The sequence below is a fragment of the Knoellia sp. Soil729 genome (assembly GCF_001427985.1).
Lineage (GTDB): Bacteria > Actinomycetota > Actinomycetes > Actinomycetales > Dermatophilaceae > Knoellia.
The window spans coordinates 996442-1011113 of sequence record NZ_LMSA01000001.1; the positions used below are offsets into that span (position 1 = coordinate 996442).

General features: G+C 71.6%; 20 protein-coding genes. 6 read left to right on the forward strand and 14 right to left on the reverse strand.

Annotated features, from left to right (window positions below):
• Nucleotides 1-85: 85 nt before the first annotated feature.
• The 3 genes from ASG74_RS04520 to ASG74_RS04530 are packed head-to-tail and all read right to left on the reverse strand — an operon-like array spanning nt 86 to nt 2711.
• Nucleotides 86-583: a YbjN domain-containing protein gene (locus tag ASG74_RS04520; RefSeq protein ID WP_056139348.1), complete on the reverse strand. Its 498-nt coding sequence runs from the start codon at nt 581-583 to the stop codon at nt 86-88.
• Nucleotides 580-1896 (reverse strand): D-inositol-3-phosphate glycosyltransferase, encoded by a 1317-nt coding sequence (mshA, locus tag ASG74_RS04525; RefSeq protein ID WP_056139350.1) that lies wholly within the window; start codon nt 1894-1896, stop codon nt 580-582. Before mshA ends, ASG74_RS04520 begins: the two co-directional genes overlap by 4 nt.
• A gap of 23 nt (nt 1897-1919) precedes the next feature.
• Entirely contained in the window at nt 1920-2711 is a 792-nt protein-coding gene (locus tag ASG74_RS04530; RefSeq protein ID WP_156465276.1) for a hypothetical protein, read from the reverse strand.
• An 87-nt stretch (nt 2712-2798) separates the two neighbouring features.
• On the opposite strand from ASG74_RS04530, the gene ASG74_RS04535 reads away from it, so the two are divergent.
• Nucleotides 2799-3614 (forward strand): class I SAM-dependent methyltransferase, encoded by an 816-nt coding sequence (locus tag ASG74_RS04535; protein WP_056139354.1) that lies wholly within the window; start codon nt 2799-2801, stop codon nt 3612-3614.
• Here the strand turns inward: ASG74_RS04535 and ASG74_RS04540 are convergent.
• The 5 genes from ASG74_RS04540 to ASG74_RS04560 are packed head-to-tail and all read right to left on the reverse strand — an operon-like array spanning nt 3599 to nt 6482.
• Nucleotides 3599-3922, reverse strand: a complete 324-nt coding sequence (locus ASG74_RS04540) for a DUF2516 family protein (protein ID WP_056139356.1) — start codon at nt 3920-3922, stop codon at nt 3599-3601. The two genes, ASG74_RS04535 and ASG74_RS04540, sit on opposite strands and share 16 nt — an antisense overlap.
• A 9-nt stretch (nt 3923-3931) precedes the next feature.
• A complete protein-coding gene (gene dtd, locus ASG74_RS04545; RefSeq protein ID WP_056139359.1) occupies nt 3932-4366 on the reverse strand; it encodes a D-aminoacyl-tRNA deacylase in 435 nt (144 codons plus the stop codon).
• Nucleotides 4367-5350, reverse strand: coding sequence for an asparaginase (locus tag ASG74_RS04550; protein WP_056139360.1), 984 nt, complete (start codon nt 5348-5350; stop codon nt 4367-4369).
• 31 nt (nt 5351-5381) lie between these two features.
• Complete coding sequence (locus ASG74_RS04555; RefSeq protein ID WP_235498803.1) at nt 5382-6059, reverse strand: hypothetical protein; 678 nt, start codon at nt 6057-6059, stop codon at nt 5382-5384.
• Nucleotides 6060-6113: 54 nt separating this feature from the next.
• Nucleotides 6114-6482 (reverse strand): helix-turn-helix domain-containing protein, encoded by a 369-nt coding sequence (locus ASG74_RS04560; RefSeq protein WP_056139364.1) that lies wholly within the window; start codon nt 6480-6482, stop codon nt 6114-6116.
• 133 nt (nt 6483-6615) lie between these two features.
• Between ASG74_RS04560 and ASG74_RS04565 the strand changes: the two genes are divergently transcribed.
• Nucleotides 6616-7212 (forward strand): DUF4395 family protein, encoded by a 597-nt coding sequence (locus ASG74_RS04565; protein ID WP_082569498.1) that lies wholly within the window; start codon nt 6616-6618, stop codon nt 7210-7212.
• Nucleotides 7213-7296: 84 nt separating this feature from the next.
• Here ASG74_RS04565 and ASG74_RS04570 read toward each other — a convergent pair whose 3' ends face one another.
• The 3 genes from ASG74_RS04570 to ASG74_RS04580 all read right to left on the reverse strand — a co-directional run bounded on the left by ASG74_RS04570 (nt 7297) and on the right by ASG74_RS04580 (nt 9729).
• Nucleotides 7297-8139, reverse strand: a complete 843-nt coding sequence (locus tag ASG74_RS04570) for a 3-keto-5-aminohexanoate cleavage protein (protein ID WP_056139367.1) — start codon at nt 8137-8139, stop codon at nt 7297-7299.
• A 133-nt stretch (nt 8140-8272) separates the two neighbouring features.
• Nucleotides 8273-9313 (reverse strand): CAF17-like 4Fe-4S cluster assembly/insertion protein YgfZ, encoded by a 1041-nt coding sequence (gene ygfZ / locus ASG74_RS04575; RefSeq protein ID WP_056139368.1) that lies wholly within the window; start codon nt 9311-9313, stop codon nt 8273-8275.
• The gene (locus ASG74_RS04580; RefSeq protein WP_056139370.1) at nt 9310-9729 is read right to left on the reverse strand and encodes a Fur family transcriptional regulator; all 420 of its coding nucleotides are present in this window, start codon (nt 9727-9729) and stop codon (nt 9310-9312) included. Before ASG74_RS04580 ends, ygfZ begins: the two co-directional genes overlap by 4 nt.
• 58 nt (nt 9730-9787) lie before the next feature.
• Here ASG74_RS04580 and ASG74_RS04585 point away from each other — a divergent pair, with 58 nt between their 5' ends.
• Entirely contained in the window at nt 9788-10804 is a 1017-nt protein-coding gene (locus tag ASG74_RS04585; protein WP_056139372.1) for an LCP family protein, read from the forward strand.
• A 16-nt stretch (nt 10805-10820) separates the two neighbouring features.
• On the opposite strand, the gene ASG74_RS04590 is transcribed toward ASG74_RS04585, so the two are convergent.
• Nucleotides 10821-11330 (reverse strand): FABP family protein, encoded by a 510-nt coding sequence (locus tag ASG74_RS04590; protein WP_056139375.1) that lies wholly within the window; start codon nt 11328-11330, stop codon nt 10821-10823.
• A gap of 35 nt (nt 11331-11365) precedes the next feature.
• On the opposite strand from ASG74_RS04590, the gene ASG74_RS04595 reads away from it, so the two are divergent.
• Complete coding sequence (locus ASG74_RS04595; protein ID WP_056139377.1) at nt 11366-11749, forward strand: DsrE family protein; 384 nt, start codon at nt 11366-11368, stop codon at nt 11747-11749.
• A gap of 30 nt (nt 11750-11779) precedes the next feature.
• On the opposite strand, the gene ASG74_RS04600 is transcribed toward ASG74_RS04595, so the two are convergent.
• Together ASG74_RS04600 and ASG74_RS04605 are read right to left on the reverse strand one after the other, a co-directional pair.
• Nucleotides 11780-12727: a hypothetical protein gene (locus tag ASG74_RS04600; protein WP_056139379.1), complete on the reverse strand. Its 948-nt coding sequence runs from the start codon at nt 12725-12727 to the stop codon at nt 11780-11782.
• A gap of 4 nt (nt 12728-12731) precedes the next feature.
• On the reverse strand, nt 12732-13004 hold the full coding sequence (locus ASG74_RS04605; RefSeq protein ID WP_056139380.1) for a MoaD/ThiS family protein: 273 nt from the start codon (nt 13002-13004) through the stop codon (nt 12732-12734).
• 20 nt (nt 13005-13024) lie between these two features.
• On the opposite strand from ASG74_RS04605, the gene ASG74_RS04610 reads away from it, so the two are divergent.
• The gene (locus ASG74_RS04610; protein ID WP_056139383.1) at nt 13025-13726 is read left to right on the forward strand and encodes a winged helix-turn-helix transcriptional regulator; all 702 of its coding nucleotides are present in this window, start codon (nt 13025-13027) and stop codon (nt 13724-13726) included.
• Nucleotides 13723-14640 (forward strand): mycothiol synthase, encoded by a 918-nt coding sequence (gene mshD, locus ASG74_RS04615; RefSeq protein WP_056139384.1) that lies wholly within the window; start codon nt 13723-13725, stop codon nt 14638-14640. Before ASG74_RS04610 ends, mshD begins: the two co-directional genes overlap by 4 nt.
• Nucleotides 14641-14672: the final 32 nt, after the last annotated feature.

Consider the following 14672-nt stretch of genomic DNA (forward strand, 5'->3'; position numbering starts at 1 on the left):
CTAGTGAAGACCGCGCTGCGTCTGCGTCGATGGTCGATCTGGCGACCGCATCCGCAGACGCAACGGGCGGGCTCGTGGGTCCCGGTCAGGACTTGTCGAGCAGGTGACGGAACGCGTCGAGGTTGCGCAGCGACTCTCCGCGCGAGACCCGCCAGTCCCACTCCTTCTGCATCGAGGTGAGGAAGCCGATGACGAGGAGCTCGTTGAAGGGCGCGTCCGCGGCCTCGAGGACAACGCCGAGGATCTGGTCGAGCTGGTCGGCGTCGACGCCCGACGCGGGCACGTGGCCGGTGATGTAGACGTCGCCGCTGCCGTCGATCGCGTAGGCCATCCCCGGGAGCCGCAGGTTGCGCCGCAGGAGGCTGCGGTAGAACGCCTCGTGGTTCTCGTCGGGGTTGCGGATGACGAAGGCCGAGATGGACAGGTCCGAGCCGGCCACCAGTGAGACGACCGTCCTCAGCTTCTTCTCGCCGGGCAGCGTCACGACGAACTCACCGTCGCGGGCACCGGCCTCCCACTCGATCTCACTGTCGTCGAGGAAGGTCTCGATCGTGTGCGCGAGCTCCGTGCGCTGAGTGTTCACGGGATCACCGCCGTCGGTATGCCGGTCAGTGCGTCCGAGTCGTTGATCGAGGCCCTGCGCGGGGTTGCGAGCGCGGCTTCGTAGACGCCGGCCAGCCGCTCCGCGGTCACCTCCCAGGCGAACCCGCGGGCGCGGCGGGCGGCACGCGCCGAGAGGTCGGCCCGCAGCTTGGGGTTGTCGATGACCGACTCGATGGCGTCGACCCAGGCATGGAGGTCATGCCCCTCCACGAGGAGGCCGGCGTCACCGACGGCTGTGGGCAGGCCGCCGACCCTGGTGGCGACGACCACGGCGCCACAGGCCTGAGCCTCGACGGCCACGAGCCCAAAGGACTCGTTGTGCGAGGGCACGGTGACGACGTCGGCAGCGCGCATCCAGGTTGCGAGGGTGTCGCGGTCGGTGGGCTCGACGAACCGCACGTTGTCGGCGACCCCCTCGTCCACGGCGAGGCGGTCGAGAGCCATCGGGCTGCGCACGGCGCCTCCGCTCGGGCCACCGAGGATGCCCACGACGAGCCGGCTGCGCATCGACGGGTCGCGGCGGATCAGCATCGCGGCCGCCCGGATCAGGAGGTCCGGGGCCTTGAGCGGCTGGATGCGGCCGACGAAGAGCAGGAGGACGGCGTCGTCGGGCACGTCGACGGCACGACGGGCCTCCGACCGGTCACCGGGCCGGAACACGTCGAGGTCGACGCCCGGCGGGACGATGTCGACGCGCTGGGGATCCGCGCCGTAGAGCTCGACCAGCTCGCGACCCTCGTCCATGGTGTTGGCGACGAGCCGGTCGGCCGCGTCGACGACCTGGGCCTCACCGATCTCGCGGCCACGCGGCTCCTCTGCGTCGCCCTCGGCGCGGTGGAGGTTCTTGACCCGGGCCATCGTGTGCATGGTGTGCACGAGCGGCACGTCCCAGCGGTCGGCCGCCAGCCAGCCCACCTGTCCGGACAGCCAGTAGTGCGAGTGGACGAGGTCGTAGTGCCCCTCGGGGGCATGGGCGGCCACCCGCATCATCCCGGCGGCGAAGGCGCAGAGCTGCCCGGGCAGGTCCTCCTTGTTGAGTCCCTCGTAGGGGCCGGCGGCCACGTGGCGAACGACCACCCCCGGCTCGACCTCGACGACGGGTGCGTCCGATGCAGTGGTCCGACGGGTGAAGATGTCGACGTCGATCCCCCTGCGCGCCAGCCTCTTTGCCGTCTCGAGGACATAGACGTTCATGCCGCCCGCGTCTCCGGTGCCCGGTTGGGCGAGGGGGGACGTGTGCACCGACACCATCGCGACCCGGCGGCGGCGGTTGCGTGGCTCGTCGCTCGTCATCCAGCCAGTCTGACACGCACGCCTCATCCGGGGCGTGGCACACCGCTCAGCGTCAGAGTGGCCCGGTTGCCCCACACGTGAACGTCGAGCCGACCGTCCGGACGCAGGTCCACCGCGCGGTCGCGAGTCGCCGGACCGATGCCGACGACGGCCTGCCGAGCCGACGTGAGGGCGCGCTGCTCCCCCAGGGAGTCCTCGAGCCACCACCCCTTGGTGCGCAGGTTGCGGTCCGGGAGCGCACCGCCCAGCCCGGTGGTGGCCGGCATGGAGTCGAGGTGCACGACGACGGCGTCGGCTCCCTGCACGTGGGCGGTGACGTGCACGCCGGCGGTCGTGAGCAGGAAGACGAGGCGCAGCGGGAGCGCGCGCTCCTTGCCGTCGGCACTGTCATAGACCTCTCCGCTGTATGCCGCGCGGCCGGGTTCGATGCGTACCTGCCCGATGCGGACGTGGTCGAGGGTGGCGTCGGCGTGCTCGACCGGATGGTTCTTGCCGGGAGCGAGCTCGCCGAGAACAGCGCTCACGGGCGACCCGCGCGTGACCGTGTCGACAAGCGGCCCGGAGGAGGCCGACACCCGGAAGCCGGAGCTGTAGGCCGCGACGGTGTAGCCGCGTCCCAAGGTGGCGATGCCGCGAGCGCCCTTGTCGACGGTGAGGAGGCCGGGGTCGACGCGCACGAGGCCGATGTCGGTGCGCAGCAGCACCGGCACCCATGTGGTCAGGCCGAGGGCGAGGGCCGCCGACACGGAGACGACGATGGCCACCATGCTCCGACTGACGTCGCGGCCGCGACCGCGTACTCCCCACTGGCGCACGCCTGCAGCCTACGGGCGCCGACGGGGAACGACTGATCGCTGGCTGCGTGCACCCGAGGCGCGACGGGCGGCTCGTACGCTGGGCCGGTGGCGAGGACGAGACCGGTCGGGGTGATCACCAGGGGAACGACCAACCCCAACCGTCTGCGCCGGTGCGACCGCTGGCTCGCCGGACCCGCGTCCTGGCGGCTGCGCCGGTCCGCCGCACCTCCGGTGGTCGTCGACCTCGGGTACGGCGCCTCACCCGTCACGGCCGTCGAGCTGCACGACCGGTTGCGCGGAGTGCGCGCCGACGTCGAGGTGGTCGGCATCGAGATCGACCCAGAACGGGTGGCTGCGGGGAAGGCGCTGGAGCGGGAGGGCCTGACCTTCCGCCGAGGCGGGTTCGAGGTGCCGCTCGACGGACGCTCAGCCACTGTGGTGCGCGCCTTCAACGTCCTGCGCCAGTACCCCGAGGACGAGGTGCCCGGCGCCTGGGACGCGGTGCGTGAGCGCCTCACCCCGGACGGCCTTCTTGTCGACGGGACGTGTGACGAGCTGGGCCGGCTGGCGACGTGGGTGGCGGTCGAGCCCTTGGGCGCGGTCAGCCTGACGTTCTCCTGGCACCTGCGCGGGCTGCGTACACCGTCGACGATCGCCGAGCGGCTCCCCAAGGCGCTCATCCACCGCAACGTCCCCGGCGAGCCCGTCCACGACTACCTGGCGGACCTCGACCGACACTGGGAACGCAGTGCCAGCCACGCGGCATACGGTGTGCGGCAACGGTTCCTGGCCACAGCGCAAGCCCTGCGCGACAGCGGATGGCCTCTCCTTGACGGCCCGTCACGGTGGCGGCTGGGCGAGCTCACCGTTGCCTGGGACGCCGTGGCGCCGCGGTCAGGTCGGGTTCACCAGGGTCCGTAGGGACCCTGTCGGGAGCTGCTGCCGCGACCCTGGACGGACTCGACGGCGGGGCGGACGTCGGCGAGGTAGACCCCGGCCGCGACCACGCCGATGATCGCGAGCATGCCGAGGCCGCCGAGCGAGACGAACCCGAGCAGCGCGGCCACTCCGGTCACGGCGAGCCAGAAGTTCTTGGTGCGCTTGCCAGCCGCGACGAAGGCGTCGGGGCGGGTCCGGAGGGCATGGATGAACGCGAACACCTCGATCGCGAGCGCACCGATGGTGAGCAGGAGGGTCACGTAGTACTGCGCGCCGCCGATTCCGAACATGGAGCCAGCCTACGGTGCGGAGGAGTCCACGACGATCGTCACCGGGCCATCGGCCACGAGGTCGATCTCCATGTGGGCGCCGAACCGGCCCGTGGCGACGGTGAGGCCGCGCGCCCGCAGTGCCTCGACCACCTGGGCGACGACGGGTTCGGCGACATCGCCGGGGGCCGCGGCGTTCCACGACGGACGGCGCCCCTTGCGGGTGTCGGCCAGGAGGGTGAACTGGCTGACGACGAGCACCGGCGCGTCGGCGTCGGTGACCGACTGCTCGCCGTCGAGCAGCCGCAGGTCGGCGATCTTGCGAGCGATGAGCTCGACGTCGGCGTCACCATCGTCGTGCCCGACGCCCACGAGCGCGAACAGGCCCGGCTCGCGAATCTCACCCACAGTCTCGCCCTCGACGAGCACCGCGGCGCGCTGGACGCGCTGGAGGACAGCGCGCACTCAGATGCCGACGGCCACGACGGAGCCCACCGGCTCGCCGTGCCCGAGGATGGGTGCGTCCTCGAGCGCCTGCAGGGCGCCCGTCTCGACACCGAGCCGGCGAAGCACGGCGGCGAGGATGACGGTGCGAGCCCGCTGCCCGCCGTCGGCCACCTTGAGGGCGATGCCGCGGCCGTCGGCCAGCCCCACGGCATACACGGCTTCCGCGCCGTCCTTGGCGATGGCGCCCGGGGTGCGCTGGATGAACGTCGTGACGTCGCGGCGGCTGCCACCGAGGTACTCGGGGTGGCTGCGGATGGCGTCGGCGACGCGCGCCTCGTCGGTGCCGGGTGCAGCGCTGGCGATGCGCCCGAACGCCCGGGCCAGGCCCGCGAGGGAGATGGCCATGACGGGAGCCCCGCACCCGTCGATCGCGGTCGCGGCGACCGGTTCGCCCGCGAGCTCCGCCAGCGTCGCGTCACACGCCCGCTGAAGCGGGTGGTCGACCTCGAGGTATGTCGTGTGGTCCCAACCTGCCGCGACGCACGTCGCGAGCATGCCGGAGTGCTTGCCCGAGCAGTTCTGGGCGAGGGACTCCTTCTCGTGCCCGGCGCGGATCCACTCGAGCCTGGCCTGGTCATCGACCGGGTAGTCCGGGGTGTTCTGGAGGTCGGCGACCGTGAGGCCGGCGCCGTCGAGGATCTCGCGCACGGCCTCGAGGTGGAAGTCCTCGCCCGAGTGGCTCGCGCTCACGAGCGCGAGGTGGCGGGGCGCGACGTCGAGCCCGCTGCGCACCATGGCCAAGGCCTGTACCGGCTTGTTGGAGGACCTCGGGAGGACCGGGTCCGTCGCGTTGCCGAGCTCCAGCTCCACGGAGCCGTCGGCCGCGGTCACGGCGACGCTGGCCCGGTGGACGGATTCGACGAAGCCGCCCCGGATCGCTTGCGCGAGAACCGGAGCGGCGTCGAGGACAGCAGGGGTGCGGGAAGTCTGGGAGGCGCTCACGCCCCCCAGACTAGGTCCGCGGGGGAATCCTTCAGTCGCCGACCTTGTCAGCGGCCTTGGCCGTCGCCTTGGTCGTGGAGGAAGCGGCCTTCTTGGCGGAGGTCGTCGTGGCCTTGGCGGAGGTCGTGGTGCGCTTGGCGCCCTTGGCCGCGGTCGTGCTGGTGCGCTTGGCGGCGGTGCGGGTGCGCTTGGCGGCGGCCTTGATGTCGGTCGCGGCGACCTCGGCGTCCTCGGCCACGGTGTCGACGACGATCTCGGCGACGTGGGCGGCCTCCTTGCGGCCGGTGGTGAAGGTCGCGAGGGCGGAGCTGCGGACGTCGAGGACGGCCTTGCGGGCGGTCGTGACGGCACCCTTGCCGAGGGAGAGGGTGGTCTCGGCCTGGGCGACGAGGTCCTTGGTGGCCTTCTGGTTCTTGATGCGGGTCACGAGCTTCTCACCGCGGACGGCGAGGTCCTCGTAGCCCTTGGCGACCTGGTCGGCCGTGGCGACACCCTGGTTGAGGGCCTTGGTCGGGAACGCCTTGACGTCCTCGATAACGACCTCGGCGCGCTTCTGCATGGCGTTCGGCGCGAGGTCCGCACGCAGCTCCGCGCGGGTCCTGTCGGCGCGCAGGCGGGCCTCACGGGCGCGCTCGACGGCGAGGTCCGTGGCGCCGACGACGGCGAACAGCGGGGTGGTGGGCTTCTTGGCGGTGGTCTTGCTGGCCATGTTCACTCCTGGTGTGGGTGGGTGGTGCGGATACGAAGGGTTCGTGCGTCGGGATCAGCGCTGGGGGTCCGCGCCGGTGAAGGACTCATAGACGTCGAGCAGCGTTGCTCGTTGACGGTCGGTGAGGTTCGGGTCGGCGGCGATGGCGTCCCGGACGGTCGTGGTGCTGGCCTCCGCCACGGGGTGCTCGTCGAGGATCCCGGCCTTGACGTAGAGCGTCTCGGCCGACACCTCCAGCCCCTTGGCGAGCTGCTGCAGGATCTCGGCGCTCGGGCGCTTGAGGCCGCGCTCGAGCTGTGACAGGTAGGGGTTCGAGATCCCGGCGAGCTCGGAGAGCTGACGCAGCGACAGACGGTGGGACAGACGCTGCTCACGCAGGTAGTCGCCCAGTCCGGCGAGGTCGTTCAGCGGGTTCCGGCTCATGCATCCATTGTGCTTGCTCCAGTTAGCAGAATGCAAACCGGGGCAAGCGTGATCGTGGCCACACCCTCCACTTCGTCGACCACAACCAGAGACGATGTATGCCGTCCGTGGGGTATCGAGATAACCTTGCGTTATGCCCGTGCGCCAGTTGCTGAGCTTCCCGAACCCGGTCAACGAGAAGGCCGCGCGGTCCGTGGCCGGTGGCGTCGTCGTGCTCGGGGTCCTGACGCTGCTCACCCAGTGGTGGTGGCTGGCGGTGCTGCTGGCGGCCGGCTTCGCGCTGCGTGCCGCCGCCGGGCCCCGCTTCAGCCCGCTGGGCTGGCTGGCCGTGCATGCCGTCGCGCCGCGGTTCGGGGCACCCCGCATGGTTCCCGGCCCACCCAAGCGCTTCGCGCAGGCCGTCGGCCTGGTGACGAGCACGGCGGCGGCTGTGGCAGCCCTCGGTTTCGGGGCGACGACGGTGGCGTCAGTGCTGCTCGCGGTCCTCGTGCTCTTCGCGACCCTGGAGTCTGTCCTCGGGTTCTGTGCCGGCTGCTGGGTGTTCGGTCACCTCATGCGCCTCGGCGTCATCCCCGAGGAGACCTGCGAGGCCTGCAACAACCTCACCCTCCGCCAGCCGGAGCCACGAGCCGAGCCCCAGCCCCAATCCGAGCGCCAGCCGGAGCCCCAAGCCGAGCGCCAGCCGGAGCCCCACGCCGAGCGCCAGCCCCAGCCGCAGCCGACTCCCTGACCCCGCACCCACGCACGACTGATTGCCCGTTTGGCCAGTTGCGAGGGCACCGAGCACTTGGCCAAACGGGCAATCAGTCGGTTCTCAGCGCGGCTTGATGCCGAGCAGCTCGCGCGCCTGCGTCGTCGACATCGGCGGACGCTGCATCGTCGTCGCCACCTCGGCCGCCCTGGCCACGAGCTCGGAGTTGTGCTGCACCTGCTGACCGCGAGCGAACACCACGTTGTCCTCCATCCCGACCCGCAGGTGGCCCCCGGCCGACAGCGCCGCCGCCAGGACGGGCAGGTGCGTGCGACCGATGCCCGTGGCCGACCACGACGTCACCTCGTCGGGCAGCATCGCGACCCCAGCCATGAGCGCCGCCGCGGTCCCGGGCATGGCGCCGGGCACTCCGAGGACGAAGTCGACATGGACCTTGCCGCCGAACGGCAGCCCGTGGGTGTCGAGAAGCCGTTGCAGGGCGTGCACATGACCCAGCTCGAAGAGCTCGAACTCGGGCACGACCTCGCGCTCCTGCGCCTGGACATAGAGGTCGGACATGAAGCCCCACGGGTTGAGGAAGACGTCGTCACCGAAGTTCGTCGTGCCGCAGGTCAGCGAGCACGAGTCCGGTTCGGCGTCAAGGACGGTGAGGCGCTGCTCCAACGGGTCGTGCACCGACCCGCCGGTGGAGAGCTGGACGATGAGGTCGGTCTCCGAACGGATGGCGTCGACCGCGGCCTTGAGGTGGCCACCGTCCAACGTCGGCCGGTGCTCGCCGTCACGGATGTGCAGGTGAATCAGTGCCGCCCCGGCGGCCTCGCACGAACGGGCGGTCTCCACCAGCTCGTCGAGCGTCGTCGGCAGCTGGGGCACGTCCGCCTTGGCGTGCTCGGCGCCTGTGGGGGCGACGGTGATGAGGGTCGTCGAACTGGGCGAGAGGGCCATGGCGGTCAGTGTGTCAGGACCGCTGGGGCGGCTCGGGCCCAGCCCGTGACTTCGCCTGACGGACTCTCACTTCGCGTGGTCGCGGCGACCAGGCGAAGTGAGAGCAACCCACTTCAGGCGGGGAAGGTGGGACTCAGGGGGTGACGATGACGGTCTGGGCGCCGGCGACCGTTCCGGCGGCGAGGACGGCGTCGGTGGGCGTGTTGCGCTTGATGACCGCCAGGGCGATCGGCCCGTCCTCGTAGTGGCGCGCCACCGTCGTGATGCGACCCACCACGCGGCCCTCGAGCGTCAGCTCGGCGCCCGCCTCGGGCAGGACGTGACCCGACCCGTCGAGGTGCAGGAAGACGATCCTCCGAGGCGGGCGGCCCAGGTTGTGCACCCGGGCGATGGTCTCCTGCCCGCGGTAGCAGCCCTTGTGCAGGTGCACCGCCGTGCGCAGCCAGTCGAGCTCGTGGGCGATGGTGCGGTGGTCGGTCTCGAACCCCAGCCGCGGCCGCCACGCCGCCACCCGCAGCGCCTCGGCTGCCCACGTGCCGGCCAGCGGCCGGTCGCCCACGGCTGACTCCAGCTCGGCGCGGGGCACGATGAGCTCGCGCCAGCGACGCGCCTCCCCCGGGTGCCCCGCCTCCGGCCCGTAGGCCGCGGTGTCACCCACGAGGTGGGGCCAGGGGTCGACCCACGCGAGTGGCTCGCCCTCGGCGCTGGCGGCCGAGAGCGGTTCGCCGAGCACGGCATACGCCTCACTGACGTCCGCGACCTCGACACGCAGCATGAAGCGCATGGAGTCCAGCCACGCCACCAGCGCGGGCGCCGTGCCGGGCTCGACCGTGATCCACGTGGTCTGGCCGTCGTCGACGACGTGCAGGGCATGCTCGATGTGCCCCTTGGGTGACAGGACGAGCGACTCGGTCGACACGCGAGGGGCCAGCCCGGTGAGCTGCTGCGACGTGATCGAGTGCAGCCAGGACAGGCGGTCGGGGCCCGTGACCGTGACGACACCGCGCTGCGAGAGGTCGACGACGGCCAACCCCTCGTCGAGCAGTCGCTGCTCACGGCCGGGGTCGCCGTAGTGCGCGGCCACACCGCCGTCGAGACCCTCGCCGGCCACGGCCCCGGGCCGGGCGAGGAGAGGGGAAACCACAGGGGCGGGGGCGGTGCTTGTGTCGGTCATGACTGCTTCCTGCAGGTGCGGCAGAGGCCGTGGATGGCGGCATGGGTGACGTCAGCCTCGAACCCGAGGGAACGGTCGAGACGGGCCACGAATTCCTCGGCCACGTCGGCGGGTGCCTCGTCCACGCAACCACAGTCACGGCATACGACATGGATGTGGGTGGCGTGCGTCGTGAGGTGATAGCTGGGCACCCGGTGGTCGACGTGCGTGTGCGTCACGAGCCCGAGCTCCTGCAACGCCTCGAGTGAGCGGTAGACCGTCGACAGCGCCATGGGCGCGGCGTCCGTGGCGGGGGCCGCCTCCACGATCTGCTCGGGCGTGGCGTGGCCGAGCTGCTCCACCAGGTCGAGGACCTGCTGGCGCTGCGGCGTGAGCCGCCGGCCGGCGGCTCGCAGACGCGTGCCGAGATCACTCACCCCACCAATGTATGCCGGTCGGCCGGCGGGGCGAGACCGCCCACCTACACTGGGCCGCGTGCTAGACGACTTCGCCACCGAGGACAGCGGTACCCCGCCCCGGGCCCGACGAAAGCCTCGCTGGGGACGGCGCTTCCTCGTCGTCGTGGCCTCGGTTGTCGCCCTCGCCCTCGTGGCGGGTGGCGGCTTCCTCTTTTTCCTCAACCAGAAGGTCTCGGGCAACATCACGCACGACGACCTGCTCCCCAAGGCGGCACCGTCCGCCACGCTGCCGGACGGTTCGAGCGTCGCGCTCCCGCAGAAGGACGTCGGCGAGAACTACCTCATCATCGGCTCGGACGCCCGACCCGGTGACACCGCGAGCCGCTCCGACGTCATCGTCATCGTGCACGTGCCTGAGGACAAGAAGGCCGTCCAGCTCATCCACTTCCCCCGGGACCTCTACGTGCAGATCCCGGGCCGCAAGAAGGACAAGATCAACGCGGCCTACGCCTACGGCGGGGCGCCCCTGCTCGTGAGCACCCTCCAGGGCCTGCTCGGTGTCAAGATCGACCACGTCGCCAAGACCGACTTCGAGGGCTTCAAGCGCATGACCGACGCCGTCGGTGGGGTACGCGTCTATGCCGAGGAGTCCAGCGACGGGATCCAGCAGGGCTGGAACAACCTCGACGGCACCCAGGCCCTGGCCTTCGTCCGCGAGCGCCACGAGCTCTCGGAGGGCGACATCTCGCGTGGCCGGCGCCAGCAGGCGTTCATCAAGGCGCTCATGCTCAAGGTCCTGAGCCGCGACGTCATCACCAACCCGGTCACGGTGACCAAGTTCATCGGTGCGGCGACCGACAACCTCGTCGTCGACAAGGCGCTGTCCGTGGGCACGATGCGCAGCGAGGCCATCTCGCTGCGCAACATCCGCAGCTCCGACGTCGTCTTCATCACCGCACCGTTCACCGGGTTCGGCACCGCCCCCGACGGCGGGTCCATCGACATCCTCGACGAGCCCGGTATGGCCGACCTGGGCAAGGCCCTGCGCACGGACACGATGGACGAGTACGCCGACGCCACCGTCACGCCCTGACCCGACCCTTGTCCAGTTACTCGACGCGCTTGAGCTCTGCCGACAGGTGCGAGGTGAGCGGCTGGCCCATGGCCGCCATGTCCATCACCCACATGAGGTTGGACTGGACGTAGCCGTACATGCGGTGGGCCGCGGAGTAGTCCTTGGCGTGCGGGCTGCGCATGACACCGTCGGTGCGCAGCTCGACCTTGGCCGGCTGGGCGTGCCCGGCGTACATCTCCACGATGCCCGTCGGGTGGGTGAGGAGCAGCTCGACGTTGGTGCCGTCGTGCGACTGCGGCACGGGGCGCCAGAAGCCGACCTCCGTGGCGAGGGGACGGACCTTCTCGCCGGCCTCGTCGAGGAGCCACGACTGGCTGCGCCACTCGAGGAAGGGGCGGCCGTCGTGGGAGCACACGACCTCCTGCCCGAAGTTGGCCGACTCCATCGTCGGGTAGCCGACGACGCCGGCGCCGGCCCACGTGCCGATGAGCCAGGCGAGCGGTGCGAGCTCGGGCGGGAGGTCTGTGTCGAGGTGGAATGCCACGAATGGGATCGTAGTCGCACACCCGAGGAGGACCCATGCCCGACGCTGTGCCCCCGTCCCTGCGCCCGCTCGTCGTCAAGATCACCTGCGGCGCCGAGGCCCTCGAACGCCTGAGCCAGGGTCTGACCGTTGCGGCCACCGCGGTCGCCGCCGGCGCCGAGGTCAGCCTGTGGCTCACGGGCGACGGCGCCTGGATGGCCGTCGCCGGGCGCGCCGAGGAGCTCTCCCTGCCCCACGGTGCACCGCTGCACGAGCTGCGGGACGCCCTGCTCGCCGGCGCCACCGTCACGGTCTGCGGACAGTGCGCCGCCCGTCGTGAGCTGACGCCGGACGACCTCCTGGAGGGTGCCACGGTCCGTGGCGCCGCGGCATACGTCGAAGAGGTCCTGCGACCGGGCGTGCAGGCGATCGTCTACTGAAGCGCCGGACAGCTCCCCGAGGCGGCGGCGTCAGCCGACGAGGATGCGGGCCAGCAGGTAGACGGGCACGGCCGTCACGAGGACCGATGCCGCCGCCGCGGTGACCTGGCCGCGGACGCCGCGGATGGGCGGCAAGGTGCAGAGTGCGCGGCGGGTCACGTGCGCGAGCCCGGCCGCGACCGCACCCAGGAGGAGTCCCACGAGGCCGCCCACGTCCGTGAGGACCAGCCCGGCGACGCCACCGGCACCGGCTCCGAGGAGGACGGCGAGCGGCACCATCCAGGGGCGCAACCGAGCGATGGGTGCGCCGAGGTCGGCGAGCGACGAGACCGCGAGTGCGATCCCGGCGATGAGCACCACGTCCGGGCCACCGGAGGTGCGACCGAGAGGCACGTAGGCGGCTCCGATGGTCGCGATGGCGATCCCGGCCGCGCTCACCGCCACGGACTGGGTCAGGCGTGGCCGACCGTCCTTGCGAAGCAGCTGGTGCATGAACATCACGAGCATGGCGAGCGCCACGACGACGGGGACGTTGCGCAGGTAGGGCTCGTCGGGGGTGGAGGCGACCACCACGGGCGCGAGGACCCCGGCGACGCCGATCGCGAAGGACGAGCCGAACCGGCTCGAGGAGCCCAACAGCTCGGGCCAGCCCCACGCCAGGGCCACCCCGCCCCACGCGACTGCGGCTGCGCCCAGGGCGTGGTCGGCGGAGGTCGCAATCGCGAGCAGGACGGCGAAGAGGACCGTGGCAAGCACCAGCGTGACGCGGCGTTCGGTCGCGATGGGCGGCATGATCGGGTGCCGGCGCCGCTCCTCGCGCTGTGCTCGGCGGGCCGCGCGGGACGCCGCCACCGGCTGGATCGCGGAGGGCGCCGCCGCCTCGTCCGCCGGCTCGGCGACCGGGTCGGCGACCGGCTGCTGCACCGGCTCGCTTACAGGGTCGGTCGCATCCACGGTCGGCATCCTGTCATCACCCATGGGCTCATCCCCCGGCGAAGGGCGGGAGCACCTCGATGACCGTGCCCGGCTCGACCTCGGCCTCACGACCGACGGCTCGCCCGTCGACGAGCACCGAGCAGACGGCCACGACAGCGGCGAGCCCCGGGTGCGCGCCCACGGCAGCATCCAGGACGTCGCCCACCCGTGGGCCCGCCTCGAAGGTCTCCTCGGCCACCCCCGCGGCGGCTCGGGCGCCGGCCCAGTAGCGCAGGGTCACGGATCTCACGCCCCGGTGAGAGAGGTCGATCGCAGTCATGTCCACCTATTCTGTGCTGGATGGCCCGACTGTTGCTGCTGACGAACGCCTTGGCGCCGAGCGCCGAGGTGCTGCCAGCCTTGGGCCTGCTCAGCCACCATGTTCGCATCCTTCCCGCCGAGCCGACCGCCCTCATCGATGCTCCGGCCGCCGACGCGGTGCTGGTGGACGCCCGGCGCGAGCTCGCGATGGCACGTTCGCTCTGCCGGATCATCCGCACGACCGGGATGTCCGCGCCCCTGTTCGCCGTCCTCACCGAGGGCGGGCTGGCCGGCCTGACGCCGGAGTGGGGCGTGGACGACGTCCTGCTCGACACGGCGGGGCCGGCCGAGGTCGAGGCCCGGATCAGGCTCGCGATCGCGCGTGTCCTCGAGGGTGACGGTGGCCCTGCCGACGACGTGCGAATCACGGCCGGCGTGCTCGTCATCGACGAGGCGACCTACTCGGTCAGGCTGCGCGGTCGCGCCCTGGACCTCACCTACAAGGAGTTCGAGCTGCTCAAGTACCTCGCCCAGCATCCCGGCCGCGTCTTCACCCGCGCCCAGCTGCTGCAGGAGGTCTGGGGCTACGACTACTTCGGTGGCACGCGCACGGTGGACGTCCACGTGCGCCGTCTGCGGGCCAAGCTCGGCGCCGACCACGAGACGCTCATCGGCACGGTCCGCAACGTCGGCTACCGCTTCGTGCCCGAGGAAGCCGAGCCCGAGGTCGTGCCGTCATGAGTGCCGTCCGGCTCGACACGTCGTCGCACCTTGCCAAGAACCTCGCAGCATCCGTCCTTGCCTTGGTGGGGCGAGCCGCTGACGTCGACGGTGTCGAGGCGATCTCGGAGGCGTTCCGGCTCGCACTGACCTCACCGCACGCCTCGGTCACCCACGTCGTTGCGTATGCCGGTGAGCCCGGTTCCCGTGCCGTCGCCGGGTATGCCGTCCGCGATGCTCCCGGGTCGGCCGAGCTCGTCGTCGATCCCGAGACGCGCCGGCAGGGGGTGGGGCGTGCCCTGCTGGGCGAGCTGCTCGACGGCGGGGCACAGGGCGTGTGGGCCCACGGCGACCTGCCGGCCGCGCAGGGCCTGGCCGCCGACACCGGGCTGGTGTCGACCCGTGAGCTGCACGTGATGAGCAGACCGCTGTCCGGGACGGACGCCGTGGATCCCCCTCTGCCCGAGGGCTTCTCGGTGCGAGCCTTCGACCCGGGCCGCGACGAGCAGGCCTGGCTCGAGGTCAACGGACTGGCGTTCGCCAGCCACCCGGAGCAGGGCTCGATCACCCTCGAGGACCTCCGGGAGCGCATGGCGCAGGACTGGTTCGACCCGGCCGGCTTCCTCCTCGTCGAGGACACCACGGCCACCTCCGATGGCGGCGGGCATCCTCTCGCGGCCTTCCACTGGACCAAGCGCGAACCCGAGTCACGCACAGGAGAGGTTTACGTCGTGGGCGTGCACCCGGCATACCAGGGTCGTGGTCTTGCGGGACCGCTGACGGGACTCGGCACGGCGCACCTCGCCCGTGAGGGATGCACCGAGGTGGAGCTCTACGTCGACGGTGACAACACGCGGGCGCTCGCGACCTACCGCCGCGCGGGGTTCGAGGACACCGCCATCCACGTCGTCTACGGGCGACCGAGCGCGCCGTAGAGTGTGGCGGTCCCACCAGAGGCCACCCGTGA